This is a genomic window from Rhizobium sp. 05N430 (assembly GCF_056396985.1).
Genome location: NZ_JBFTMO010000018.1, coordinates 44431 through 70577 on the forward strand (window position 1 = coordinate 44431; position 26147 = coordinate 70577).

23 protein-coding genes and 1 tRNA gene are annotated in these 26147 nt (G+C 61.5%); 19 read left to right on the forward strand and 5 right to left on the reverse strand.

Annotation, left to right across the window (positions count from 1 at the left end):
• Window positions 1–2 precede the first annotated feature (2 nt).
• The 6 genes from tilS (at window position 3) to serA (ending at window position 9088) form a co-directional block, all read left to right on the forward strand.
• Window positions 3–1337, forward strand: a complete 1335-nt coding sequence (gene tilS / locus AC1DJO_RS25865) for a tRNA lysidine(34) synthetase TilS (protein ID WP_477973638.1) — start codon at window positions 3–5, stop codon at window positions 1335–1337.
• Between the two features lie 98 nt (window positions 1338–1435).
• Window positions 1436–3367 (forward strand): ATP-dependent zinc metalloprotease FtsH, encoded by a 1932-nt coding sequence (gene ftsH, locus AC1DJO_RS25870; RefSeq protein WP_112385427.1) that lies wholly within the window; start codon window positions 1436–1438, stop codon window positions 3365–3367.
• 247 nt (window positions 3368–3614) lie between these two features.
• Entirely contained in the window at window positions 3615–4967 is a 1353-nt protein-coding gene (gene glmM, locus AC1DJO_RS25875) for a phosphoglucosamine mutase (RefSeq protein ID WP_112518006.1), read from the forward strand.
• A 202-nt stretch (window positions 4968–5169) separates the two neighbouring features.
• Window positions 5170–6027 carry an outer membrane protein gene (locus tag AC1DJO_RS25880; protein ID WP_477973640.1) on the forward strand — a complete coding sequence of 286 codons (858 nt, stop codon included), beginning with the start codon at window positions 5170–5172 and terminating at the stop codon, window positions 6025–6027.
• 190 nt (window positions 6028–6217) lie between these two features.
• Window positions 6218–7399 (forward strand): phosphoserine transaminase, encoded by a 1182-nt coding sequence (locus tag AC1DJO_RS25885; RefSeq protein WP_477949969.1) that lies wholly within the window; start codon window positions 6218–6220, stop codon window positions 7397–7399.
• 93 nt (window positions 7400–7492) lie between these two features.
• Window positions 7493–9088, forward strand: a complete 1596-nt coding sequence (gene serA / locus AC1DJO_RS25890) for a phosphoglycerate dehydrogenase (protein ID WP_112385423.1) — start codon at window positions 7493–7495, stop codon at window positions 9086–9088.
• 67 nt (window positions 9089–9155) lie between these two features.
• Here serA and AC1DJO_RS25895 read toward each other — a convergent pair whose 3' ends face one another.
• Window positions 9156–9749: a YidB family protein gene (locus tag AC1DJO_RS25895; protein ID WP_477973642.1), complete on the reverse strand. Its 594-nt coding sequence runs from the start codon at window positions 9747–9749 to the stop codon at window positions 9156–9158.
• Between the two features lie 88 nt (window positions 9750–9837).
• Window positions 9838–12063, reverse strand: coding sequence for a heavy metal translocating P-type ATPase (locus AC1DJO_RS25900; RefSeq protein ID WP_477973643.1), 2226 nt, complete (start codon window positions 12061–12063; stop codon window positions 9838–9840).
• Window positions 12064–12133: 70 nt separating this feature from the next.
• Between AC1DJO_RS25900 and AC1DJO_RS25905 the strand changes: the two genes are divergently transcribed.
• The 4 genes from AC1DJO_RS25905 to AC1DJO_RS25920 all read left to right on the forward strand — a co-directional run bounded on the left by AC1DJO_RS25905 (window position 12134) and on the right by AC1DJO_RS25920 (window position 15302).
• The gene (locus AC1DJO_RS25905; protein WP_112385420.1) at window positions 12134–12556 is read left to right on the forward strand and encodes a MerR family transcriptional regulator; all 423 of its coding nucleotides are present in this window, start codon (window positions 12134–12136) and stop codon (window positions 12554–12556) included.
• 51 nt (window positions 12557–12607) lie between these two features.
• Window positions 12608–12814 (forward strand): hypothetical protein, encoded by a 207-nt coding sequence (locus tag AC1DJO_RS25910; protein WP_477973645.1) that lies wholly within the window; start codon window positions 12608–12610, stop codon window positions 12812–12814.
• Window positions 12775–13029, forward strand: a complete 255-nt coding sequence (locus tag AC1DJO_RS25915) for a pyridoxamine 5'-phosphate oxidase family protein (RefSeq protein ID WP_477973647.1) — start codon at window positions 12775–12777, stop codon at window positions 13027–13029. The genes AC1DJO_RS25910 and AC1DJO_RS25915 overlap by 40 nt, the downstream gene beginning before the upstream one ends.
• A gap of 119 nt (window positions 13030–13148) precedes the next feature.
• The gene (locus AC1DJO_RS25920; RefSeq protein ID WP_477973649.1) at window positions 13149–15302 is read left to right on the forward strand and encodes a putative bifunctional diguanylate cyclase/phosphodiesterase; all 2154 of its coding nucleotides are present in this window, start codon (window positions 13149–13151) and stop codon (window positions 15300–15302) included.
• Here the strand turns inward: AC1DJO_RS25920 and AC1DJO_RS25925 are convergent.
• The gene (locus AC1DJO_RS25925) at window positions 15279–16172 is read right to left on the reverse strand and encodes a LysR family transcriptional regulator (RefSeq protein WP_477973651.1); all 894 of its coding nucleotides are present in this window, start codon (window positions 16170–16172) and stop codon (window positions 15279–15281) included. The two genes, AC1DJO_RS25920 and AC1DJO_RS25925, sit on opposite strands and share 24 nt — an antisense overlap.
• 96 nt (window positions 16173–16268) lie before the next feature.
• Between AC1DJO_RS25925 and AC1DJO_RS25930 the strand changes: the two genes are divergently transcribed.
• The 3 genes from AC1DJO_RS25930 to AC1DJO_RS25940 all read left to right on the forward strand — a co-directional run bounded on the left by AC1DJO_RS25930 (window position 16269) and on the right by AC1DJO_RS25940 (window position 19020).
• Window positions 16269–17396, forward strand: a complete 1128-nt coding sequence (locus AC1DJO_RS25930; RefSeq protein ID WP_477973653.1) for a TDT family transporter — start codon at window positions 16269–16271, stop codon at window positions 17394–17396.
• A 216-nt stretch (window positions 17397–17612) separates the two neighbouring features.
• Window positions 17613–18812: a tRNA 2-thiouridine(34) synthase MnmA gene (gene mnmA, locus AC1DJO_RS25935; RefSeq protein WP_477973655.1), complete on the forward strand. Its 1200-nt coding sequence runs from the start codon at window positions 17613–17615 to the stop codon at window positions 18810–18812.
• A 131-nt stretch (window positions 18813–18943) separates the two neighbouring features.
• Window positions 18944–19020, forward strand: a tRNA-Met gene (locus tag AC1DJO_RS25940).
• A gap of 611 nt (window positions 19021–19631) precedes the next feature.
• Here AC1DJO_RS25940 and AC1DJO_RS25945 read toward each other — a convergent pair.
• Window positions 19632–21203: a putative bifunctional diguanylate cyclase/phosphodiesterase gene (locus tag AC1DJO_RS25945; RefSeq protein WP_477973657.1), complete on the reverse strand. Its 1572-nt coding sequence runs from the start codon at window positions 21201–21203 to the stop codon at window positions 19632–19634.
• Between the two features lie 227 nt (window positions 21204–21430).
• Between AC1DJO_RS25945 and AC1DJO_RS25950 the strand changes: the two genes are divergently transcribed.
• The 4 genes from AC1DJO_RS25950 to AC1DJO_RS25965 all read left to right on the forward strand — a co-directional run bounded on the left by AC1DJO_RS25950 (window position 21431) and on the right by AC1DJO_RS25965 (window position 24140).
• The gene (locus tag AC1DJO_RS25950) at window positions 21431–21673 is read left to right on the forward strand and encodes a DUF6894 family protein (RefSeq protein ID WP_112385414.1); all 243 of its coding nucleotides are present in this window, start codon (window positions 21431–21433) and stop codon (window positions 21671–21673) included.
• A gap of 74 nt (window positions 21674–21747) precedes the next feature.
• A complete protein-coding gene (locus AC1DJO_RS25955) occupies window positions 21748–22092 on the forward strand; it encodes a hypothetical protein (protein WP_477973659.1) in 345 nt (114 codons plus the stop codon).
• 114 nt (window positions 22093–22206) lie between these two features.
• Entirely contained in the window at window positions 22207–23700 is a 1494-nt protein-coding gene (locus tag AC1DJO_RS25960) for a sensor histidine kinase (protein ID WP_477973661.1), read from the forward strand.
• Window positions 23697–24140: a response regulator gene (locus AC1DJO_RS25965; RefSeq protein WP_112385412.1), complete on the forward strand. Its 444-nt coding sequence runs from the start codon at window positions 23697–23699 to the stop codon at window positions 24138–24140. The genes AC1DJO_RS25960 and AC1DJO_RS25965 overlap by 4 nt, the downstream gene beginning before the upstream one ends.
• Window positions 24141–24397: 257 nt before the next feature.
• Here the strand turns inward: AC1DJO_RS25965 and AC1DJO_RS25970 are convergent, their stop codons facing one another.
• Complete coding sequence (locus tag AC1DJO_RS25970) at window positions 24398–24955, reverse strand: histidine phosphatase family protein (RefSeq protein WP_477973663.1); 558 nt, start codon at window positions 24953–24955, stop codon at window positions 24398–24400.
• Window positions 24956–25161: 206 nt separating this feature from the next.
• On the opposite strand from AC1DJO_RS25970, the gene AC1DJO_RS25975 reads away from it, so the two are divergent.
• Together AC1DJO_RS25975 and AC1DJO_RS25980 are read left to right on the forward strand one after the other, a co-directional pair.
• Window positions 25162–25371 (forward strand): CbtB domain-containing protein, encoded by a 210-nt coding sequence (locus AC1DJO_RS25975; RefSeq protein WP_097590488.1) that lies wholly within the window; start codon window positions 25162–25164, stop codon window positions 25369–25371.
• 12 nt (window positions 25372–25383) lie between these two features.
• Window positions 25384–26121, forward strand: coding sequence for a CbtA family protein (locus AC1DJO_RS25980; protein WP_477973665.1), 738 nt, complete (start codon window positions 25384–25386; stop codon window positions 26119–26121).
• Window positions 26122–26147: the final 26 nt, after the last annotated feature.

A 26147-nucleotide genomic window follows, 5' to 3' on the forward strand; every position in this document is an offset into this window, starting at 1 on the left:
GTTTGTCTCCGGAAGCCATCCTGCCGCCCAAGGCCGCGGTCCGCCGCTTCCTCCAATCGCTTGCCGAGCCCACGCGCTTTCTCGTCGCGATTTCAGGGGGCAGCGATTCCACCGGCCTTCTCGTCGCCCTCAACGAAGCGATCAAATCCCAATCGAAATTCTCGCTCTGCGCCGCCACCGTCGATCACGATCTGCGTGCTGGCTCTGCGGATGAAGCGCGCGCTGCCGCTGCTCTCTGCCATTCGCTTTCCATAGATCACCTGATCTCCCGCTGGACAGGTCCGAAGCCGAAGACCGGCATCATGGCCGCTGCGCGCGAGGCCCGCTATCAGTTGCTCGCGGCCGCCGCGCGGCAACTCGGCGCAAATCTTGTTGTCACCGCCCACACGCTCGACGATCAGGTCGAGACGCTGGCGATGCGCGCCAGCCGTGGCGCCACGTCCGCGGCCGAGACCGGGATTGCCGACGCTGTACTGTTCGATAGCAGAATGTGGATCGCGCGGCCGCTGCTTGCTTGCAGCCGCAGCGGCATTCGCGCACTGCTCACCGCCAGCCATATCGGCTGGTCGGATGATCCGAGTAACGAGGACATGAAATACGAGCGCGTTCGAACGCGCGCGGCCCTTGCTGCGCAATGCGCCGACCGTCTCGACATGCCTTCCATGGAAACGAGGGCGGCGCTTGCGGAGAGTGCTGCAGACTGGCTCGACCGGCATTTCGCTCTCGCCGCACCCGGCCTGGGGCGCGTCTCGCCTGAGGGGATCGAAGTTGGCGATCCGGCCTTTTGCTATGCGCTTGGCCGTCTGGCAGCGGTTTTCGGCGGGCAGGCGTTTCCGCTCTCGTCTTCGTCGCTCGAACGCGTCCTCGCATTTCTCGGAACCGGCGAGCCGGGGAGGGTGACGGCTGGCCGCGTGGTCTTCGACAGGCGGCGTGACGGTCTTTACCTGACGCGCGAGGACCGCGGCATCTTGCCACTCGCGCTTGCGCCCGGCGCCTCCGCCATCTGGGACGGGCGGTTTGTGATCACCAACCATTCCGGCTTGGAAATCCGTGTCGAAAAGCAGGGTGCCAAGCCAGACCAATGCGGCGTTGACGATCGCCTGCCGCGATCAGCCCTCAAGCGCGCTCTGGCTGCGGCTCCGGCCGTATTCGCTGGAGATGACGCAAATGTGTCCGGAGCATTTTCCGCCGGCGTGGAGGTCATCCCGTATTTCGCGCCATTCGACCGCTTTTTGACACGATTCGACTTCAAGTTCGCCCAACGCCTCGCGGCGGCTTTTGGAACACGCCCCTATCCAAGGCCACCTTTAGGTCTTATTGACGGAAAAACCATCTGACGGATCGGATCGCCTTGGCAATGACACGGCGCAACCCTATGTTAGAGTTCAAATAAGACGGCCGCCATGAGGCGGCTGTTCCAGTGCTGGGGAGTTCGATGAACCCTAACTTACGTAATTTCGCCTTGTGGGCGATCATAGCTCTGCTGCTGATCGCTCTTTTCAGCATGTTCCAGACGACGCCGGCACAGACCAGCTCGCGCGAAATCCCTTACTCGCAGTTCCTGCGTGAGGTTGATGCGGGCCGCGTGAAGGAAGTCGTGGTCACGGGCAACCGTGTCTCGGGCAGCTATGTTGAAAATGGCACCACCTTCCAGACCTATTCTCCTGTGATCGACGACAACCTGCTCGATCGCCTGCAGCAGAAGAACGTCCTGGTTTCGGCCCGCCCGGAGACCGACGGTTCTTCCGGCTTCCTGAGCTATCTCGGCACGCTGTTGCCGATGCTGCTGATCCTCGGCGTCTGGCTGTTCTTCATGCGGCAGATGCAGGGCGGCTCGCGCGGCGCGATGGGCTTCGGCAAATCCAAGGCCAAGCTTCTCACCGAAGCGCATGGCCGCGTGACGTTTGAAGACGTCGCCGGTGTCGATGAAGCCAAGCAGGACCTCGAAGAAATCGTCGAATTCCTGCGCGATCCGCAGAAGTTCCAGCGTCTCGGCGGCAAGATCCCGCGCGGCGTGCTGCTCGTCGGTCCTCCGGGTACCGGTAAGACGCTGCTGGCGCGCTCCGTTGCCGGCGAAGCCAACGTGCCGTTCTTCACGATCTCGGGTTCCGACTTCGTTGAAATGTTCGTCGGTGTCGGCGCAAGCCGCGTCCGCGACATGTTCGAACAGGCCAAGAAGAACGCGCCTTGCATCATCTTCATCGACGAAATCGACGCCGTCGGCCGCCATCGTGGCGCCGGTCTCGGCGGCGGTAACGATGAACGCGAGCAGACGCTGAACCAGCTCCTCGTCGAGATGGACGGCTTCGAAGCCAACGAAGGCATCATCCTGATCGCCGCGACCAACCGTCCTGACGTTCTCGACCCCGCACTCCTGCGTCCGGGCCGTTTCGACCGCCAGGTTGTGGTTCCGAACCCTGACATCGTCGGCCGCGAGCGTATCCTCAAGGTTCACGCCCGCAACGTGCCGCTGGCACCGAATGTCGATCTCAAGGTTCTGGCCCGCGGTACGCCCGGTTTCTCCGGTGCCGATCTGATGAACCTCGTCAACGAAGCTGCTCTGATGGCCGCTCGCCGCAACAAGCGCGTCGTCACCATGGCGGAGTTCGAAGACGCCAAGGACAAGATCATGATGGGTGCCGAGCGCCGCTCGTCCGCCATGACCGAAGCCGAGAAGAAGCTGACTGCCTATCACGAAGCCGGTCACGCCATCACCGCGCTCAAGGTTGCCGTGGCCGATCCGTTGCACAAGGCGACGATCATTCCGCGCGGCCGTGCTCTCGGCATGGTCATGCAGCTCCCCGAGGGCGACCGCTACTCGATGAGCTACAAGTGGATGGTCTCGCGCCTGACGATCATGATGGGTGGCCGTATCGCGGAAGAGCTGACCTTCGGCAAAGAGAACATCACCTCCGGTGCGTCCTCCGACATCGAGCAGGCCACCAAGCTTGCCCGTGCCATGGTGACCCAATGGGGCTTCTCCGACGTGCTTGGCCAGGTCGCTTACGGCGAGAACCAGCAGGAAGTGTTCCTGGGTCATTCGGTTTCGCAGTCGAAGAATGTTTCGGAATCGACGGCTCAGAAGATCGATAGCGAAGTGCGCCGTCTGATCGAGGAAGCCTATGCCGAGGCACGTCAGATCCTGACGGACAATCACAACGAGTTCGTTGCGATCGCCGAAGGTCTGCTTGAGTACGAAACGCTGACCGGTGAAGAGATCAAGGCCCTGATCCGCGGCGAAAAGCCGGCGCGCGATCTCGGCGACGATTCACCGCCGAGCCGCGGTTCGGCTGTTCCGAAGGCGGGCGCACGCCCGGCATCGAAGGGCGATGAAACGGAAGGTGGCCTCGAGCCGCAGCCGCATTGACCGAAAGTACGAAAGCCTAAGCTTAAGAGAGGCCGGGTTTCCCCAGGAAATCCGGCCTTCTCGTATCGGTAACGCGATATAATCGGTTTTCGCGGTAATTGACGTGATGGCGCCTGCGTTTTGTGGCATGCCGCTATTATGAGCAAGCCGCGTTAGGGACATCGAACGAATTGATTCGTTCTTGCGGCCAGGATTTGCTTGGCACATGGCGCCGTCTGCTTGGCGCGCCGGAAGCATAGGGGTACATATGAAGAGACGTTACTTCGGCACGGACGGCATTCGCGGCCAGTCGAACATTTTCCCGATGACGCCGGATCTGGCGATGCGGGTCGGCATCGCGGTCGGTACCATCTTCCGCCGCGGCAATCACCGCCACCGCGTGGTCATCGGCAAGGACACACGCCTGTCCGGCTATATGCTCGAAAACGCGATGGTTGCGGGTTTTACTGCTGCCGGCGTCGATGCCTTCGTTCTCGGCCCGATCCCGACACCTGCTGTCGCCATGCTGACGCGCTCGCTTCGCGCGGATATCGGCGTGATGATCTCGGCCTCGCACAATCCTTACGAAGACAACGGCATCAAGCTTTTCGGCCCCGATGGCTACAAGCTTTCCGATGATATCGAGCAGCAGATCGAGGACCTTCTTGAAAGAGACCTGTCCAGTCAGCTCGCCAAGTCCGACGATATCGGCCGCGCTAAGCGCGTCGATGGCGTCCACGACCGCTATATCGAACATGCCAAGCGTACACTGCCGCGCGACGTGACGCTGCAGGGCCTGAGGATCGCGATCGACTGCGCCAATGGCGCTGCCTACAAGGTTGCGCCGGCCGCGCTCTGGGAGCTCGGCGCCGAGGTTGTCACCATCGGCAACGAGCCGAATGGCACCAACATTAACCTGAATTGCGGCTCGACCAGCCCGGTTGCCCTGCAGAAGAAGGTCGATGAAGTCCGGGCCGATATCGGCATCGCGCTCGATGGAGACGCGGACCGCGTGATCATCGTCGATGAGAACGGTGCCGTCGTCGATGGCGACCAGCTCATGGCTGTGATTGCCGAGAGCTGGGCCGAAAGCCAGCAGCTGCGCGGCAATGGCATTGTCGCAACCGTGATGTCGAACCTTGGCCTGGAACGCTTCCTTGAGGACAAGGGCATGACGCTGGCACGCACCAAGGTCGGCGACCGCTATGTGGTCGAGCACATGCGCCAGAACAATTTCAACGTCGGCGGCGAACAATCCGGCCATATCGTCATGTCCGACTACGGCACGACGGGTGATGGCCTCGTGGCGGCGCTGCAGATCCTGGCTGCCGTCAAGCGCACCGGCAAGACCGTCAGCGAAATTTGCCGCCGCTTCGAGCCCGTGCCGCAGCTGCTGCGCAATGTGCGCATCTCCGGCGGCAAGCCGCTTGAAGATATCCAGGTGCAGAAGGCGATTGCCGATGCCGAAGCCGAGCTGTCGAAGAACGGCCGCCTCGTTATCCGCCCGTCGGGCACCGAGCCGCTGATCCGCGTCATGGCCGAGGGCGACGACCGCGCCCAGATCGAGCGCATCGTCAACGACCTGATCGGCACGATCTCGAACGTCCGCAGCGCGGCGTAAGATCCTCCCGATGTCTTGCATTGAACCGGCGCCACAAGCGCCGGTTTTTTGTTGCGGCAAGAATTATGGTGTCCGCTCTATGAACAAACACGGTAAATATTCGTAGTTAAGCGGGTTTTAACGTTTCCCGTTCATTATCCAGACAAAGCGTATCAGATTGGCAGGCTCGCGCTCGGCCAATGTAACTTCTTTGGAGTGGATCATGAAAAAAGGCTTGGCCGGCATCTTCGCCGCACTGCTTATGACCTCGAATGCACTGGCAGCCGATCTCGCTCCTGTCGAGCCGGTTCCGGAAATGCCGCCTGAGGTGACTGTTACCGAAGCAACCGGCTGGTATCTGCGCGGCGACGTCGGCTATGGCTTCAATGATCTGCGCGGTGCCAACTTCTACCAGGGCGGAAGCTCCGCTGACGAGGTGGACTTCACTACCTCGGACCTGCGCGATAGCTTCACCGTCGGCGGCGGTGTTGGTTATCAGGTCAACAGCTACCTGCGTACCGACTTGACCCTCGACTATCTCGGCAAGAGCGACTTCCACGGCTCGACGACCGGCGGCGGTTCTGCCTTCGGTGCCTGCCAGGTCACCTGCTCTTCGACCGATCTGTCTTCCCTGACGGCATGGACGCTGATGGCAAATGCCTATGTGGATCTTGGCACCTACGGCGTCTTCACGCCTTATGTCGGTGCCGGTATCGGTGGTTCTTACGTTAAGTGGAAAGATCTGCGCAACACGTCTTGCGACACCAGCGGCAGCGGCTTTGGTTGCGACGATACCGTCACGCATAACGGCAAGGGCGACTGGCGCTTCAGCTACGCTCTGATGGCCGGTACATCGATCGACGTCACCTGCAACGTCAAGGCTGATGTCGGTTACCGCTTCCTGCATGTCGATGGCGGCAACATGTTCGGCTATGCTGAAAACGGTGGCCCGGGCCGCGACAAGGGCTTCAACGTCCACGAAGTCCGCGCCGGCGCGCGCTACCTCTTCGGCGGTTGCGAGCAGCCTGTCGCTTACGAGCCGCAGCCGGAAATTCCGCTGCAGCAGCCTGTCTACAAGTAATCGGATCTCTATCGATCTTGCGAAAGCCGCCTTCGGGCGGCTTTTTGCTTTTCAGGCCTCGCGTCGCACCTGCGTCAAAAAATCCCCAGTGTGCGACACTTCTCCGTTGACCATGACGGGCGAGGTCTGTATTTACGGCGGCGGGACACCTCTCCCCAACGAGAGGCTAATTACCTGGAAGGGTATACATATGGCCGCTGCCACCGCAAAGCCGGACGTCCGTCCGAACAACACTCATTTCTCTTCTGGCCCTTGCTCGAAGCGCCCCGGTTGGTCGCTCGATGCTCTCTCCGACGCGCCGCTTGGCCGTTCGCACCGCGCGAAAGTCGGGAAGACGAAGCTGAAGCAGGCCATCGATCTTACCCGTGAAATTCTGGAAGTGCCGGCGGATTACCGCATCGGCATCGTTCCTGCCTCCGATACCGGCGCCGTCGAAATGGCGCTCTGGTCGCTGCTCGGCGAGCGCGGCGTCGACATGGTCGCCTGGGAAAGCTTCGGCGCTGGCTGGGTCACCGATGTCGTCAAGCAGCTGAAGCTGAAAGACGTCCGCAAGATCGAAGCCGGTTATGGCGAGCTGCCGGATCTTTCGACCATCGATTTCGACCGCGACGTCGTCTTCACCTGGAACGGCACCACCTCGGGTGTCCGTGTTCCCAACGCCGATTTCATTCCTGCCGACCGCAAGGGCCTGACGATCTGCGACGCGACGTCCTCTGCCTTTGCGCAGGACATGGACTTTGCCAAGCTCGACGTCGTCACCTTCTCCTGGCAAAAGGTTCTCGGCGGCGAGGGCGCACATGGCGTCATCATCCTGTCGCCGCGCGCTGTCGAACGCCTGACGACCTATGCACCGGCCTGGCCGCTACCGAAGATCTTCCGCATGACCTCGGGCGGCAAGCTGATCGAGGGCATCTTCACTGGCGAAACCATTAACACGCCGTCGATGCTCTGCGTCGAGGACTATATCGATGCGCTGCTCTGGGCCCAGAAGCTCGGCGGCCTGAAGGCGCTGATGGCGCGCGCCGATGCCAATACCAAGGTCATCGCCGACTTCATCGTTGCCAACGACTGGATCGCCAACCTGGCCGTCAAGGCCGAAACGGCTTCCAACACCTCCATCTGCCTGAAGATCGTCGATAAGGATGTCACCGCTCTCGATGCCGATGGCCAGGCAAATTTCGCCAAGGGTCTCGTCGCTCTCCTCGAGAAGGAAGGCGTTGCCTATGACATCGGCGCTTACCGCGACGCCCCGTCGGGTCTGCGCATATGGGCCGGTGCCACCATCGAAGCTTCCGACATGCAGAAGCTGATGCCGTGGCTATCCTGGGCGTTCGAAACGCAGAAGGCCACGCTTTCCCAGGCTGCTGCCTGAGTTCTGAGTTGATCGCATAAGGCTCCGCCGGAATGGCGGAGCCCAGCATCCCTGATTTCATCCATCGCTGAACACTTTTGAAGGAAGCCCACAATGGCACCTCGCGTTCTCGTATCCGACGAACTGTCGGAAACCGCCGTCCAGATTTTCCGCGACCGCGGCGTCGAAGTCGATTTCCAGCCGCAGCTCGGCAAGGACAAGGACAAGCTCGCCGAGATCATCGGCAACTATGATGGCCTTGCCATCCGCTCGGCCACCAAGGCCACCGAGAAGCTGATCGCTTCGGCGACCAACCTCAAGGTCATCGGCCGCGCCGGTATCGGCGTCGACAATGTCGATATTCCGGCTGCCTCGCGCCGCGGTATCATCGTCATGAACACGCCGTTCGGCAACTCGATCACCACCGCCGAGCACGCCATCGCGCTGATGTTTGCCGTTGCCCGCCAGTTGCCACAGGCCGATGCCTCGACGCAGGCCGGCAAGTGGGAAAAGTCGAAGTTCATGGGTGTCGAAATCACCGGCAAGACGCTCGGCGTCATCGGCGCCGGCAATATCGGCGGCATCGTCTGCAAGAAGGCGATCGGCCTCGGCATGCATGTCCTGGCCTACGATCCCTTCCTGTCGGCCGAACGCGCCCAGGAAATGGGCGTTACCAAGGTCGAGCTCGACGAGCTGCTGGCTCAGGCCGACTTCATCACCCTGCACGTGCCGATGACCGACAAGACCCGCGGCATTCTCGGCAAGGACAACCTTGCCAAGACGAAGCCCGGCGTTCGTATCATCAACTGCGCCCGCGGCGGTCTGGTCGATGAAGCCGCACTCGCCGAAGCCATCAAGTCCGGCCATGTCGCCGGCGCTGGCTTCGACGTCTTCGAAGTCGAACCTGCCAAGGAAAGCCCGCTCTTCGGCCTGCCGAACGTTGTCTGCACGCCGCATCTGGGCGCATCGACCACGGAAGCCCAGGAAAACGTTGCCCTGCAGGTTGCCGAGCAGATGTCGGATTATCTCGTCAAGGGTGCGGTTTCCAACGCCATCAACATGCCGTCGATCACTGCCGAGGAAGCGCCGCTTCTGAAGCCGTTCATCAAGCTTGCCGATGTTCTCGGCGCCTTCGTCGGTCAGGTCACAGACGAGCCGATCAAGGAAATCGAGATCCTCTATGACGGCGTCACCGCTGGCATGAACACCCGCGCGCTGACCTCGGCAACGCTTGCCGGTCTGATCCGCAGCCAGGTGGCCGACGTCAACATGGTTTCGGCACCGGTGATGATCAAGGAAAAGGGCATCGTGCTCTCCGAGGTCAAGCGCGACAAGACCGGCGTCTACGACGGCTACATCAAGCTGACGGTCAAGACCGACACGATGACCCGCTCGATCGCCGGTACCGTGTTCTCGGACGGCAAGCCGCGCTTCATCCAGATCAAGGGTATCAACCTCGACGCCGATGTCGGCTCGCACATGGTCTATATTACCAACACCGACGTCCCCGGCATGATCGGCTTCATCGGCACGACGCTCGGCTCGGCTGGCGTGAACATCGCCAACTTCCAGCTCGGCCGTGACAAGCAGGGCGGCGATGCGATCGCGCTGCTTTACGTCGATGGACCGCTGAACGACGAAGTCCTTGCCAAGCTGACCGCCAATGCGGCGATCCGCCAGGCCAAGCCGCTGGTCTTCGCAGTCGATTGATTTTCCTCCCAGGAAAACATGAAAGCCCGGCGCGGGAAACTGCGCCGGGCTTTTCCGTTTTGAGCGATCAGGCGCTGATGCTGCCTGCGTCGGGCACGCGGCCCTGCGGCGTCAGCCCGTCGACCGCCTGCGGCGGGGTCTTGGAGAGGCGGGCGAGAAGGTCATCCTTGTTGAGGCCGGTCGCCTTGGCGAGCTCGTCGAGAATATCGGGGCCGAGGGCCTGGGAGAGCTGGCCGTTGTCGATCGGCTTGTTCTCGCCAGAGGAAACCCAGGAATTCGCCGTGTCGCCGAAGCCGTTCTGCTGGAAGTGATCGAGCAGTCCGCCAAGGCCGCCGCTCAATATGCCGCCGGCCGAGCCGCCTTTCAGCAGGTCGCCAAGGCCGCCTGCACCGGCAAGCCCCCCGAGAATGCCACCCAAGCCGCCGAGGCCGCCAGTTTGTGTCGCGCCGCCGCCATCTTGCCCGCCGCCGAGAATGCCGCCAAGGAGGCCGCCCAGGCCGCCGCCATCGGCTTGCGGCGCGGCTCCGCCGGGCTGGGTGCCCGAGGCTTGCGGCTGTGCGCCGCCGGTCAGTTCGCGAAGCGTGGCTGCAATCTTGTCGCGGTTCTGATAGCCCGCAACGGCCAATATGCCCAGCAATGCCGTAAGATTCCTGCGATCCATGGTGTCCTCCCGCTGAAATCGCCAGGGCGCAATCCGCCCGGATGCCTCAATGCACGAGACGGCAAAATGTTCCGCAGCGCCGGTGTTTTCAGCCGCGCGGCTTGAGCAGACGAAGCGCGTTCATCGTCACCAGCACCGTTGCGCCGGTATCGGCCAGGATTGCAGGCCACAGACCGGTGACGCCAATGATCGTCGTGACCAGGAAAACCGCCTTGAGACCGAGCGCGATCGTGATGTTCTGGAAGATGTTGCGCATCGTCCGCTGCGACAGTGCGATCATCTCTGCGACATCGCCGACGCGTCCGTGAAGGATCGCCGCATCCGCAGTTTCGAGCGCGACATCGGTTCCACCACCCATGGCGATGCCGATATCGGCGGCGGCAAGCGCCGGGGCGTCGTTGATGCCGTCACCCACCTTGGCAACGGTGAAGCCCTCGCGCTTCAATTCGCCGACGATGCGCTGCTTGTCCTCGGGCATCAGCTCGGCGCGCACATCGATACCGAGCTGCTTGCCGATCGCCTGGGCGGTGCGGGCATTGTCGCCCGTCAGCATGACGATCTTGACGCCGCGGGCCTTGAGAGCGTCGAGGCCGGCCCGCGCGTCGTCTCGCGCTTCGTCGCGCATGGCAATCAGACCGGCAATCGTATCATTGACGAGAAGGATCGAGACGGTCTTGCCGTCGTCGTTCAGTGTCTGGATCGCTTCGCCCTGCTGGTCGGTCAGCCGCTCGCGCACGGCGGCAGGGGAAAAGAGGTCGAGCTTCTCACCACCGGCACGGCCGCTCATTCCCTTGCCTGCAATAGCCGAGGCTTCAAGGGCAGGCGGGACCGGCAGCTTTTCGGCCGTCGCCCTGTTGAGGATTGCCAATGCCAGAGGGTGGCTCGAATTGCGCTCGAGCACGGCAGCGCGCGACAGGATCTGCGCCTGGGTCAACGTGCCGAAGGAGACGATGTCGGTAACCTTCGGTTTGCCTTCGGTCAGCGTGCCGGTCTTGTCCAGCGCCACGGCGTTGATCTTGCCGAGGCCTTCCAGCACGGCGCCACCCTTCAACAGCAGCCCGCGGCGCGCACCTGCCGAGAGCGAGGCGGCGATGGCGGCGGGCGTCGAGATCACCAGCGCGCATGGGCAGCCGATCAGCAGGATCGCCAGCCCCTTGTAGATCCATTCATCCCAGGCGCCGCCTGCGACAAGAGGCGGCAGCATGGCGACCAGTGCGGCAACTGCGACGACACCGGGCGTATAGTAGCGCGAGAAGCGGTCGATGAAACGCTCGGTTGGCGCCTTCGATTCCTGCGCTTCCTCGACGAGCTTGACGACGCGGGCAATGGTGTTGTCGGCCGATGCCGCGGTGACGCGGATGCGCAATGCGCCATCGCCATTCACCGTTCCGGCAAAGACGGTATCGTCAGGCGTCTTGCGAACCGGAACGCTCTCGCCTGTAACGGGCGCTTCGTCGATTGCGCTTTCTCCGGAGACGATGATGCCGTCGGCCGAGATCCGGTCGCCGGGGCGCACCAGAATGATGGCGCCGACGGCAAGCGTCTCGGCCGGGACTTCGCGGGTTGCGCCGTTTTCCTCAAGCAACGCGCTTTTCGGCACGAGCGCGGTCAGCGACTGGATGCTTGCCCGGGCTCTACCCGCCGCAACGCCTTCCAGCAACTCGCCGACAAGGAAGAGGAAGACGACGGCTGCGGCTTCTTCGGCCGCGTTGATCACGACGGCGCCCACCGCGGCGATGGTCATCAGCATCTCGATCGAAAACGGCGTTCCCGCCAGCGCCGCCATCACCGCCCGCCTTGCGATCGGCACCAGACCGATCAGCATCGCGACCATGAAGGCGTAAGGCGCGATCGCCTGGACAAGGTGACCCGCCGCATAGGCTATGACGAAAGCGGCTCCTGACAGGATGGTGAGCCGCCCCTTGCTGCTTTTCCACCAGGGGCCGCTGGACGGCGTGTGATCATGACCATGCAGGCCGGGGATTTCGGCCTCATCATGCGAATGCCCTGTATGCTCATGCTCGTGATTGTGGTCATGTCCGGAATGGTCGTGGTGGACAGCGGCCTTTTCGCGCCTCGCATCTTTGCCGCCCGCTGCCATTGGCACGACGGAGTAGCCGAGGCCGGTGACGCGTTTCTCGATGGTGCCGAGATCGCTGCTGCCATCGTGGCTCACCGTCATCGTACCAGCCGTCACGGAGACCGAGACATCCTCGACGCCAGGCACGCGGCGCACCGCCGTGTCGATCTTTGCCGCGCAGGAGGCGCAGTCCATGCCGCCGACGCGGTATTTTGCCTGGGATGTTTCGGCCATGATCCGGTTCCTTGTCTTCTACCGGTTTTCTTCCTACATCCTCTAGTCACTAGAGGTGCAAGAGGCGATCATGAAAAAAATCACCATTGGAGATGCCGCGCGTCAGAGTGGCGTCAAGGTGCCGACGATCCGCTATTACGAAAGCATCGGATTGCTGGCCGCGCCAAGCCGCAGTGAGGGCAATCAGCGCTCTTATGAAGTGTCGGACATCCGGCGGCTGGCCTTCGTGCGGCACGCGCGCGAGCTCGGTTTCGAGGTCGACGCCATCCGGGCGCTATTGACGCTGCAGGACGATCCGCATCAATCCTGCGCTTCCGCCGATGCCATCGCCAAGGCCCGTCTCATCGAGGTCGAGCAGCGTATCCGCAGCCTGACGGCGCTGAAGGCGGAACTGGAGACCATGGTGGAGGGTTGCTGCCACGGGCGCGTCGACCAGTGCCGGGTCATCGAGATCCTCGCCGATCACGGTCAATGCATGCACGACCATCATTGAACTTAAAACCGCCGTGGCCGTTTCTTCGACTGGACAACGGAGGAGCCAGTCATGACGAAGATGAGCCTTGCGGATATTTCCAAGAAGATGCGCGATATCGATGTCGCGATGCTATCGACCCATACCGACGGCGGCGCAATTGCCGGCCGGCCGATGAGCAACAACCGGGAGGTCGATTACGACGGCGATTCTACTATTTCACATGGTCGGATTCACGCATGGTCTCCGATATCGAGCGTAACCCCAAGGTCTCGCTGACATTCCAGGGGAAGCAGTTCTTCTCGATCGCCGTCGAGGGTAAAGCCGAGGTCGTGCGCGACAAGAAGGCCTTTGAGGAACATTGGACCAAAGACCTCGACGATTGGTTCAAGGATGGTATCGACACCAAGGGCGTAGCGATGATCAAGGTCCATGCCGATCGCATCCATTACTGGAGTGGCGAAGAGGACGGCGAGGTGAAGCTGAAGAACTAGGCCATGCGGCGCCGGTGGCAAAAGAATAGTCATCGGCGCGGTGACGGGAAGCACTTGCCGAGATTTTACAGAACGACGATGCCTATTCATCGGGCTTTCGCCTAAAGTTTAGGCGCGCTATGATTCTGATTTTATTTAGCTTTTTCAGTTATAACGGCGGAGTTCCGTTTCAATTTCCGATAAGATTCATGGCATCCACCACGACGAATCCAGATGATTTCCACGCCCCGAACGATGACTTCCGTTCGCTGTTCGAGACCCATCCGTCGCCGATGTGGGTCTACGATCCCGTCACGCTGCGTTTCCTGATCGTCAACGATGCGGCCCATGATCTCTACGGCTATTCCGCCGAGGCCTTCGCGCGGATGACGGTGCTCGACATCCGGCCCGCGACCGAGCGCGAGCGGATGGTCAGCGCCATTCAGGGCCGGACCGATATCGAGCGCGCCGAGCGCTGGACGCATCTGAAGGCCAGCGGCGAGCCCTTCGAAGTGCTGACCTACGGGCGCGAAGTGCGCTTCGACGGCGGCAATGCCATTCTTGCCATCGTTCAGGACCGAACCGAGGTCAACGCCGCCAGACGGCAGGTCACCGATGCCCGCTCACTGCTTGACAGCATCGTCGATAACCTGCCGGTCGGTGTCTTCGTCAAGGATATGGAAGACGACGGGCGCTATGTGCTGTTCAACCGCCAGAGCGCCACGATTGCCGAAATGCCCGGCCGCGAGATCGTTGGCAAGACCGACCGCGTGGTGTTTCGCGACAAAACGCGGTTCTTCCGCGAGCAAGACAAGCGGGTTCTGGAAGAAGACATCACGATCACTTTCGAGGAAGTCATTGCCAAGAAGGGCGGTGGTCACCGTCTGCTGAAGACGGTGAAGCGTGCGCTTCCAGCATCTGAGGGCCGTCAGCGCCGCTATCTTCTCGGCATCTCGCAGGACGTGACCGAGGAGCGCGCCTTCGAAGCGCGCCTCGCGCATCTTGCCATGCACGATGCCCTCACCGGGCTGCCGAACCGCGCAGCCTTTGCCGATCATATCGAGAGCCATGCCGCGGCGGCGACGGCGCAGACGCCGATCGCGCTGCTTTACCTCGATGTCGATCACTTCAAGCTGATCAATGACAGCAAGGGTCACGCGGCCGGCGATGCGCTGCTCTGCCAGGTGGCGCGGCGGCTGAAGATGCTGCTGGAGGAGGGGGATCTCGTGGCGCGCCTTGGCGGCGACGAGTTTGCGATCGTGCTGAAATCCGGCGATTGCGGCCGGACGGGACGCTTTGCCGAGCAGCTGCTCGCCGTGCTCAGCGCGCCCTTCGATCTCGACGGCAGCAACGAGCACGTGACCTGCAGCATCGGCGTTGCCTTGGCACCGGATCATGCCGGCGATGCCGACGTGCTGATGCGACATGCCGATCTAGCGCTCTACGCCGCCAAGGAAAGCGGCCGGTCTACCTACCGCTTCTACGAAACGGAAATGCGCCTCGAAGTGGAGCGGCGTCATCAGCTCATCGCCGAATTGCGCGACGCTGTCGAGAAGGGGCAATTCGAGCTTCACTACCAGCCGATCGTGCAGGCAGCGAGCGGCGAACTCGCCGGTTTCGAAGCGCTGATCCGCTGGCATCATCCGAGCCGCGGGCTTGTGGCGCCGATGGAATTCATTCCGCTCGCCGAAGAAACCGGGCTGATCGTGCCGATCGGCGAATGGGTGCTGCGCGAAGCCTGCCGCGTTGCCGCCGGCTGGCCCGAGCATCTGAAGATCGCCGTCAATCTTTCGGTCTGCCAGTTCCGCCACAACACGCTGCTCGCCACCGTCGTTTCGGCGCTCGGCGACAGCGGCTTGCAGGCGCAGCGGCTGGAGATCGAAATCACCGAGTCCGTCTTCCTCGCCGATGTCGAACAGAGCCTGCCGCTGCTTCGGGCCCTGAAGGAGCTCGGCCTGCGCATCGCCATCGACGATTTCGGCACAGGCTATTCGTCTTTCAGCTATCTGCGGGCCTTTGCATTTGACAAGATCAAGCTCGACCGCAGTTTCGTCGCCGGTATGGAGAGCGACCCCGGCAATCTGGCGATCATCCGTGCCGTTGCCGGCATCGGCTCAGGGTTCAATGCGGTGACGCTTGCCGAAGGCATCGAGACCGAAGAGCAGCTGCAGATGCTACGGCGGGAAGGCTTTGCGGAAGTGCAGGGTTATCTGCTCGGTAAGCCGATGCCGCAGGCCGACGCCGAGCGGATGATCGAAGGCGATGTGCCGTTAAGGCGCGCCCGGTACCGTTGAGATCATCGCATCGAAGGCGTCTGCTGCCTTGCTGCGATAACGCTCTTCATGCCGCAGCAGGAAGAAGGGCCGCGGCAGCGGCTTTATGGCCGCTTCGACGATCGTGCCGCTCTTGAGCAAGGGGTCGGCGAGGATCCGCGACATCAAGGTCGCCCCCAATCCAGCCTCGACGGCGCTGATGATCGGCTCGTTGGCGGGCAATTGCAGGGTAACGTCAAGCTCGGCGAGACTGAGACCCTCTGCCTCGATCATGCTTTCGAAGGCATGCCGCGTGCCCGATCCCGCCTCGCGCATCACCCACGGGGTTTGCCGGAAGTCGCCGATGCTGCGCGGCTTGCCGTCCGTCCAGGGGTGACCGCGGCCGACGATGACGATCATCTCGTCGATCGCAACCCGCCGGGCCGAAACGCCGCGGCGATCCTCGCGCCATTCGATAAGCCCGATTTCCGTCTTGCCGTTCATCACGGCGTCAGCCGTTTCGACGGTGTTGCCGATGCCGATATTGAGCTTGATGCCGGGATAGAGCTTGCGATAGGCGGCCAGCTTCGGCGCCAGCCAGTGGGCGGCGGCCGTCTGGCTGGCGATGATCGACAGCTCGCCATGCATCAGGCCGGAGAGATCCATCAGGGCCGCCTCCGCCGCCTTGGCACTTGCCAGCACCTGCTGTGCTTCCTTGAGAAACAGCTGGCCCGTCCGGTTGAGGACGATCGAGCGGCCGACGCGGTCGAAGAGCGTCACGCCGTGACGGGTCTCCAGCGCGGTTATTGCGGCGCTGACGGCCGATTGCGTCATGTTCAGATATTCGGCGGCGCGGGTCACATGCTGGCGGGCGGCGACTTCGACGAAGATGCGGAGCTGCTCAAGGGTCATTTCATCGATTTTATCGAACGTTCTTACAATTACAATTCGTTGGAAGCGATTAATTCAAGGGGCTATTCGTGACGCCGAAAGATGAGGCGGGCGGCAATGACCATTTTGATGAAAACCGGTGCGGGTGATGTTCCCAGCGAAGGGCTGCGACTTGTCCGCCATTTCACGCCCAACTGGTTTGCAGCGACGATGGGGACCGGGATGTTCGCCGTCTGCCTGGCGCAATTTCCATCGGTTCCGGCGCTCTACAGCCTCGGCGAAACGCTCTGGGTGCTGAACATCCTGCTTTTTGCGGCCCTTTCGCTGATCTATGCGGCCAAGTGGATGATTTATCCCGGCGATGCCCGCCGGATCTTCGATCATCCGGTGCTTTCGATGTTTTTCGGCTGCATTCCGATGGGCCTCGCCACCATCATCAACGGCTTCGTGATCTTCGGACAGCCGCTGATCGGGGATTTGGCGATCGATATCGCGCAATCGCTCTGGTGGTTCGATGCGGGGATGGCGATCCTTGCCGGTCTTTCCATTCCGTTTGCCATGTTCACCCGGCAGGAGCACGCGATCCATCAGATGACGGCGGTCTGGCTGCTGCCTATCGTCGCCTCCGAGGTGACCGCCGGCAGCGGCGCGATGCTAATGGCGCACCTGCCGTCCGGTGCGCCGCAATTCACCATGCTGTTCGCGAGCTATGTCCTCTGGGCCTGCTCCGTGCCGCTGGCGCTCGGCATTCTGGTAATCCTGTTCCTGCGCATGGCGCTGCACAAATTGCCGCCTGCCAATATGAGCGCGACGAGCTTTCTGGCGGTCGGCCCGATCGGCACCGGTGCTTTCGGTCTGGCTCTCTTTGCCGCCAATAGCGGCAGCGTGCTGGAAGCAAAGGGGCTCGGTGAACTGGCGACGGCGATGGCTGGCGCTAGCCTGCTCGGCGCCGTTCTGCTCTGGGGCTATGGGCTCTGGTGGCTGGCGATCGCCATCGCGACGACCGTCAGCCATGCGCGCGAAGGGCTGCCGTTCAATCTCGGCTGGTGGGCCTTCACCTTTCCGATCGGCGTCTATGCGGTGACGACGCTGCGGCTGGGTCAGCTGCTCGACTTTCCGCTGCTGACAAGTTTCGGCGGCGTGCTGGTGATGGCGCTTGCGATGATCTGGCTGGTCGTGGTCGGCAAGACGCTCTCCGGCGCGCTGAAAGGTTTTCTTTTTGCCGATCCCTGCCTCGAGAACTGAATTCTGCGCAGTATAGGCCATTCACTCGTCGGGACGGCGGCCGAATTCCGGCCGTGGCGGCTGCCCCTTGCGTGGGCGGCCAATCCTTTCTATATCCAGCGGCACAGAAAGCCCGGCGGACGAGCCCGCCGGTGGCATTGAAACCGGCCGTATTTGCAGCGCAAAGCATGCCGGTCGCATCAATCGCGGAACTCGCGCAGAATTTGGCAGTCGGACGTGAATACACTGGATTTTGACAAGAAGCCGGAAGACACCCGTGTCGTCGTTGCCATGTCGGGCGGCGTCGACAGCTCCGTCGTGGCCGGAATTCTGAAACGCCAGGGCTATGACGTTCTCGGCATCACCCTGCAGCTTTACGATCATGGCGCCGCCGTTCACCGCGCCGGTTCGTGCTGCGCCGGTCAGGATATCGACGATGCGCGCCGCGTCTGCGAGACGCTCGGTATTCCGCATTACGTGCTCGATTATGAAAAGCGCTTTCGCGATACGGTGATCAACCCGTTCATGGAAAGCTATGTGGCCGGTGAAACGCCGATCCCCTGCGTGTCCTGCAACCAGACAGTCAAGTTCGCCGATTTGCTGGAAACCGCCAAGGAGCTCGGCGCCGATGCCTTGGCCACCGGCCATTACATCCGCTCGCGGCCCAATCCTACAAGCGGCGCGGCGGGACGCCGGGCGCTCTATCGCCCTGCCGATGCCGATCGCGACCAGAGCTACTTCCTGTTCGCGACGACGCAGGAGCAGATCGATTACCTGCGCTTTCCGCTCGGCGGCCTGCCGAAGTCCGAAACCCGCAAGCTTGCCGAAGAGATGGGTCTCGTCGTTGCCAAGAAGGCCGACAGCCAGGACATCTGTTTCGTGCCGCAAGGCAAGTATTCCGATGTCATCAACAAGCTGAAGCCAAATGCTGCACTGGCCGGGGAGATCGTTCATCTCGACGGCCGCGTGCTCGGCCGTCATGACGGTATCCTGCATTATACGATCGGCCAGCGCCGCGGCATCGGCGTCGCCACCGGCGACCCGCTCTATGTCGTCTATCTCGACGCGCGCTCGCGCCGCGTCATCGTCGGCCCCAAGGAAGCGCTGGAAACTCACCGCGTCTACCTGCGCGACGTCAACTGGCTGGGCGACGAACCGCTGCTGCAGGCTGCTGGCGGCGAAGGCTTCGCCTGCTATGCGAAGGTGCGCTCCACCCGCGTGCCGGAACCGGCTATCCTGCGTGCCGACGCATCGGGCATCTATGTCGATCTGACCGTCGGCGAAGCCGGTATCGCACCGGGCCAGGCCTGCGCGCTCTATTCGGCGCCGGGCGATGACGCCCGCGTTTTCGGCGGCGGCTTCATCGAGCGCTCCGAACGTGAGCCCGCAGCGGAAGCCTCGCTGAAAGCGCTTCTGAGCCAGCCGGTGGCTGCGTGAAATTGTTGGGAAAAGCCATGCTGCAGCGCTCCCTTTTTCTCCTTCACGTGCTTGACACAAAGCCGAGACGCTCTTAATAACCCGCTCATCCGACGGGCCGCCGCTTTGCGAAGGGCTTGTCCGGATGGTGTGGCTGGGTAGCTCAGTTGGTGAGAGCGCAGGATTCATAACCCTGAGGTCGGCGGTTCAATTCCGCCCCCCGCTACCATTCTTCATCACCGAATACGCATTCTAAGGTGAGGCTTGAGAAAGCCTCTGATCGCTCTTTTGCGATGAGACTTTTGGGCAGCTCTGCTTGCTTTGATTCTGGTCAGATGCGTTCTGTGCCGGCAGCGTCTTCATCCTGACATTTCCCAAGCGCTCGACGTTTTGATCAAAAATGCCCGCCGCAATGGTGTGCGACGGGCATAGGTTGATCCGAAGACTGATCTGTCAGGCTATCACCGGCAAATCCGTTCACGTCTTTGAATGAGATCACCGTGACGCCAATAGCGAACGGTCTCCGTATGGCAACGTGGACGGTAACGTCTGTCGTCGCGGTAATCGCGGCTATGGCGCAACGGACGATACTCCTGTCCGTGGGTTCTTGCCCACGTTTCCCTTTGCCGCTCCGTGGGAGCCGCCATGCTTGGCGACGGGATTGCCGAAATCGAGGTGATGGCGAGCAGGCAGGCCACTATTATTTTCTTCATGCTTCTTCCAACGTTCTGTTGACGAGACTGGAAAAGCAACGCGGTCTACGCGGTTTGGTTCCTGAGAGCGTGGTGATTTGCATCGGCTCACCGGATTCAGACCCGTAGGCTTTCAGGATACCCCCGGCTATCCCGCAGCAGACAGCGTCTGCATCCGTTCCGCGATAAACGCGCTGGCCTGTTCTGCAGGCATCGCCTTGCCGAACAGATAGCCCTGGCCGATATCGCAGCCGAGGCGAGTGAGGTAGCCGAGCTGGCTGTGTTCCTCGATGCCCTCGGCCGTCGTTTTGATGTTCAGGCTGTGGCCGAGGCCGAGCATGGCGCGGACGATCTTTTCCTGGCGTTCGTCGTCCTGGTAGGTGGCAACGAAGCTCTTGTCGATCTTGATCTTGTCGAAGCGGTAGCGGGCAAGCTGGGCAAGGCTGGAATAGCCGGTGCCGAAGTCGTCAAGGGCGATCTGGACGCCCGCCGCATGCAGTTCGTCGAGGATGACGGCGGCAACCGCCGGATCCTGGATCAGCGCGTTTTCGGTGATCTCGATCTCCAACCGCTCCGGCGGCAGGCCGGAGGCGACCAACACTTTGAGTACGCGCGAGGCCAGCAATCTGTCTTCCATCTGCACCGGCGAGATGTTGAAGGAGAGCACGATCCGGTCATGCCAAGCCAGTGCATCGCTGCAGGCCTGGGTCAGCAGGTTTTCGAAAAGCTCGGTGATCATTCCTGTCTCTTCGGCAATGCCGATGAAGACAGGCGGCGGGATGCTGGTGCCGCTATCGTCGGTCCAGCGGGCTAGCGCCTCGAAGCCGCAAATATCACCGGTCTTCAGGTCGATCAGCGGCTGGTAGAAGGGCCGGATGGCCTTTTGCTGGATGGCGGTACGCAGTTTGGCTTCGAGGGCAGCGCGTTCGGCGACCTTGTCCTGCATCGAGGCTTCGAAAGCGAGGGCATGGTTGGGACCGCGCGACTTTGCCTCGTACATGGCAAGATCGGCCCGGTGCGCGGCGTTTTCGAGCGGCTCGCTGCCCTCGATCCACCGCTCGTAGCCGACACTGGCGCCAACCTCGACGGCAAAGCCATCGATGCTGATTGGCCGGGTGACGGCCTGAATCAGGACGCGCGCGAAATGCCGCTCGCGCTCCTCGGTCATGCCGGCGCCGATGATGACGAATTCGTCGCCGCCGAAGCGGTAGACGCAATCGGCATTGCCGAGCGAACAGATGCGCCGGGCAACCTCGATCAACAGGATGTCGCCGCCCTTGTGGCCGACGAGATCGTTGACCTTCTTGAAGCCGTCGAGATCGACGGAAAACACGGTGACATTCAGCGCTTCCGTCTCCGCATGCTCGTGGTTCTTCGGTGTGGAGCGGGTGAGTTTCTTGCGCTCGAAGGCGTAGCGGTTTGGAAGCTTGGTCAGGTGATCGTGGGTGGCCGTCCAATCGGCCTTGAACTGGGCCGCGGCACGAAGCTCCATTTCCTGGCGGAGATCAGCTATGCGCAGGATCGAATAGATGAAGCTCATCGCACCGGCGATGACGAAGGCGAGCACCAGCTTCTCGGCGCCGTAATCATCGAACATCTGTACAAAAGCCGACAGCCCGTCGCCGAATTGCAGCCAGGCGCCGAGCAGCCAAAGGACCGTTCCCAGCATCATGACCGATAAACATTGCCTTCCGGCACGGCTACGAAAGAACCCCGGCATCGTCATTCCTCACCCCATATAAGACATAGCAATATCATCGAAGTCTGAAATGTTCGTTGAAAACGGGTAGTGATTGTTTGCTGCAATCGGGAGGCTAGGGAAAGGCATTCCGGGCCGGTGATGCCACCTCAAAGTCTGATCTCGGCCAGGAGCATCATATTTTTCCACACGAATTGAAACCTTTAGCCTGTTTCCCGCTTTAAAGAGCAAAACCAGAGTGGGAAGCAATGTCCGCATTCTATTTCAAGACGCATGACAATGACGGCACTGTGCCAGCCGACCGGGCTTTCGAGTTTCCGGATCTGATCTCGGCCGTTGAACAGGCCAAGCGCGTGCTGGCGGAAATGGCGCTGGATGGGTTGCCGTCGGCGCCGGGCGAGCGGCTCAGCATTGAGGTACAGAACGGTCAGCGCATGCCGATCGTCAATCTCGAACTGGAGCTGACGATCAGCTACCTGCGCCAATCGTGACGGTGGCCGGCGGAACCAAGCGATCGCTCCTGCCGTTTGGACATTGAAGTTGAAACGCTTAGGAGGATAGGTCCATGCAGGTCGTCGGCACTCAGGTCATTCCCAGCCATGGCGGAAAATCGGGATTCACCGTCGAATTCGTCAGTGATGGCGGCGAGGTCGTTTCCGTTCAGATGAAGGGAGCCGATGATCTCAACCGGCAAAACGCGATCGACAAGGCGAAGGCGCTAATGGGCGAATTTGCTTCGGCCGAGGCGCGGGACGGCGGCGACATGCGCGTTCGCGAGAGTGCGCGCGTTTCCAAGGCAGAGCAGGAGCTGGAAGCGCAGCTTGATCGCGGCCTTGAGGATACGTTTCCGGCAAGCGATCCGGTTTCGGTGACCAGTCCGTCAATAGCGGGCGACGGCGTCAAACACTGACGCAAATCCCATTTATAGTCACGCTGGATATCATTGCCTTGCGGTCATCGGGTTGATCGCAAGGCGTTTTTCCGTCACTTGTATTTCAGAAAATCCTTTTCAGAGAAATCCCTGATGTCATCCAACACCTCCTTCGTTCGCTCGACGCTGATCATGCTCGGGCTCGGCGTTCTGCTTCTGGTGGGCATCGTCGGGACCTCGCTGTGGTTGACGAGAGAAAACCGGGTCTATTCCGATACCGTTGCCGAGATGCGCCGGATCCGCAGCGGCTCGGCCGATCTGCTTTCGGCGCTTCAGGATGCCGAAACCGGCCAGCGCGGCTTTCTGCTGACCGGCGAGCAGAGCTATCTCGATCCTTTCAATCTGGCCTTGAAAAATCTGCCGGAGCGGCGAAAGCGCCTTGCCGATGCCGTTGCCAACTACCCGGAATATGCCGGGAAACTGCCTGACCTCGACAAGGCGATCGACGGCAAGCTGGCAGAGGTCGAGAACACTGTGGCGCTCGCCCAGAGCGGCAGGCAGCAGGAAGCGCTTGCCATCGTCAGCAACGACAGCGGGCGCGTCTACATGGACGATGCCCGGCGCATTATGATCGGCTTCATTGGGCTGACCGACGAGCATTTGCGGGTGATCGTTGCCGAGCAGCTTGAGGCCGCCAGCGATCTGCAATGGGTCACCGTCGGCGGTGCGCTGGCGATCGTGATTGTGCTTGGCGGCGCCATCCTCATTATCTTCCAGCACGTGCGCGATCTGTCGCGGGCGCGTGAGGAACTGGAAGCGCTGAACAGCGGCCTCGAGGAGCGCGTCAACGAGCGCACGGAGGATCTGATGCAGGCGAACCAGGAGATCCAGCGCTTCGCCTATATCGTCACCCACGACCTCCGCGCGCCGCTGGTCAATATCATGGGCTTCCTCAGCGAACTGGAGGCGAGCCTCATTGCAGTGACGGCCTATGTGATGGCAGACGAGAAGAAGCCGAGCGAAAGCGAGATCAAGGAAGCGCGGCTGGCGGTGGAGGAAGACCTTCCGGAGGCGATGAGCTTTATCCGCTCGTCGACGCGGAAGATGGATTCGCTGATCAACGCCATCCTCAAGATTTCCCGCGACGGGCGCCGCAAACTGGTTCCGGAGAGGGTCGATCTCAAGGCCGCGATGGAGACCGCGGCTGCGAGCGTTCACCATCAGGTGGTTGCGGCCGACGGGACGATGGAGATGGACATTCGCGTTCCCGCACTCATAACCGACCGCTTCTCGCTGGACCAGATCGTCGGCAACCTTTTCGACAATGCGGTCAAATACCGCTATCCTGGCCGCCCGGTAAACATTGCGGTCCGGGCAATGCCTGCCGGCAAGGGCCGCATCAAGATCGATGTCGAGGATAATGGCCGCGGTATTGCAAAGAACGACCGCGAGCGCGTTTTCGAGCTGTTCCGCCGCGCCGGCGAGCAAGACCAGCCGGGCGAGGGGATTGGCCTCGCATATGTGCGTTCGTTAATACGAAATTTGGGCGGCGACATTACTGTCGAGTCGACGGAGGGTACCGGCAGCACGTTCACGCTGCTCCTGCCTTCGGATCTCACCACCATCGTAAAGGGTACAGAGTCATGAAAGCCACGGGCCAGGAAGTCACGATCGTGATGATCGAAGACGATGAGGGGCATGCCCGCCTCATCGAGAAGAACGTGCGCCGGGCCGGCGTCAACAACGAGATCGTTCCCTTTACTAACGGGAAGAGTGCTCTCGATTTCATACTCGGTGCCGATCGCAGCGGCGAGGTCAGCAGGGACCGCTATCTGCTGGTGCTGCTCGATCTGAACCTCCCCGATACGTCGGGCATCGACATTCTCGAGCAGATCAAGGGCAACGAGCACACCAAGCGCATGCCGGTGGTGATCCTGACGACGACCGATGACGAGCGTGAAATCCAGCGCTGCTACGATCTCGGCGCCAATGTCTACATCACCAAGCCTGTGGACTATGAAGGCTTCGCGCACGCGATCCGCCAGCTCGGGCTGTTCTTTGCGGTCATCCAGATTCCGCAGCAATAAGCGAAAAGGCGAGCAGTTTGACTGCTCGCCCTTCTTTCAGCTCACCAGCATCGGGATGCTGATGACAAAGCCTATGAGAACAACGGCGGTAACGATCTTCAGAAGACGCACGCGCCGTGTACGCTCCCCACTCCAATCATACGTCATGGCTGGTCTCCCAGGGGCAAGGACTTAGCGCCCGGCAAGCCGGGTTCAATAGGTATCGCGCAACTTGCTTGCGTAAGGCTTATCTAAATTTCGCGTTGGGAATGGTCGCCTTAGCGGCCGAAGCGCAGCGCCCAGCGGCGGCCGTCATGGCTCATGCGCAGGATGGCAAGCGGCTCGATGTCGGCCAGCCAAAACGAGGCGAGCGGCGCGTTCAGTACATGGAGAACGGCTGTCCGGATCACCGCAGCATTGGCGATTGCGATCATGTGCCCGTCGAGGCTCTGCTGTTCTTCCATCCAGCCGGTGACGCGAGACTGAAGTTTGGCGAGACTTTCTCCGCCATGCGGCGCCGATTGCGGGTCCGTCATCCATTGAGCCAGGGCGTCGGGTTCCTTTGCCTGCAGATCGGCAAGTGAGCGTCCCTTCCAGCGGCCGTAGTCTGGATCGGCGAGCCTTGGGTCGCCCGTGGCGGCAAGGCTCAGGATTTCGGCCGTCTGCAATCCTGCCAGGGCAGGGCTGCTTGCGCTACGATCGGCGTGCTGAAGCCTCTCCGTCAACGCTGCGGTTTCCACAACGGCGCTCTGTTCCAGTGGCTCGTTCAAAGGGAAGCGGCCTTCGCGGTTGGCGCTGGTCGGGCCGTGGCAGATCCAGGTCAGCCGGGTATGCACAGGTGAGCCTCCGGCTTGCCGTGGATGGCAAATGAAGTTTCGTTGACAGTTCTCAGCCTAGAGATATAACGGGCATGTTGCGGGTTTGGAAGCCGGTGGAAATCCGGCGCGGTCGCGCCACTGTGACCAGGATGCGAAAGCAAGCTGGAAGTCAGACCTTGCCGCCAACACTCTTTCGACTGAACGCGTCATTCCAGGAGGAATACATGTCTGACACGACTTTTGCGCCCGTCGCAGCACCGGCGCCAATCCCGGTAGGCGAAATCCTGCCATGGGCGATCTTCGGCGGCCTGCTGATGATCATCGCCATCTATTTCGTCGGCACGGAAGAAGGCGCCATGGCGCTTTTCAACGGCATGTATGTGCACGAATTCGTGCATGACGGCCGCCACCTTCTCGGCTTCCCCTGCCACTAAAGGACGACAGACATGGTTGGAAATCTTCTACTCCGTGGGATGATCGCGGGGGCGATTGCTGGCATCCTGGTTTTTGCCTTCGCCCATACATTCGGTGAGCCGCTGGTCGACAAGGCGATTGCCTTCGAGGAAGCCGCAGCCACGGCTGCCGGTGAAGCCGCCGAACCCGAAATCGTCAGCCGCGCCACGCAGGCCGGCATCGGCCTCTTCACCGGGGTAATGGCTTACGGCATCGCCGTCGGCGGTCTCTTTGCTCTTGCCTTCGCCTTCGTGCATGGCCGCTTCAGCAAGCTCAGCGCCCGCGGCACGGCTGCGGTCATCGCGCTGGCAGCCTTCGTCGCCATCATCCTCGTTCCCGGCATCAAGTACCCGGCCAATCCGCCGGCTGTCGGCAATCCGGACACGATTGGCGTTCGCACCGAGCTGTTCTTCCTGATGATCGTCGTCTCGGTTGGGGCGCTCGTTGCCGCCGTGGCATTTGCCCGCAATCTGGCTATCCGCTTCGGCATCTGGAACGGTTCGATCATCGCCGGTATCGCCTATATCGTCTTCATCGGCGCCGTGCAGTATCTGCTGCCGCCGATCAACGAGGTGCCGGAAAACTATTCGGCAGCGGTGCTCTGGAGCTTCCGCACGACGTCGCTTGGCATGCATGTGATCCTGTGGTCGGTGCTTGCAGTGGTCTTCGGTTTTCTGGCCGAGAAGCGGCTGGAAGCACGGTCCCCGGTTGGACGTCCGGCGTTTCGGTGAGAGGTTGGTGAGGGAGGTGTTCCGCA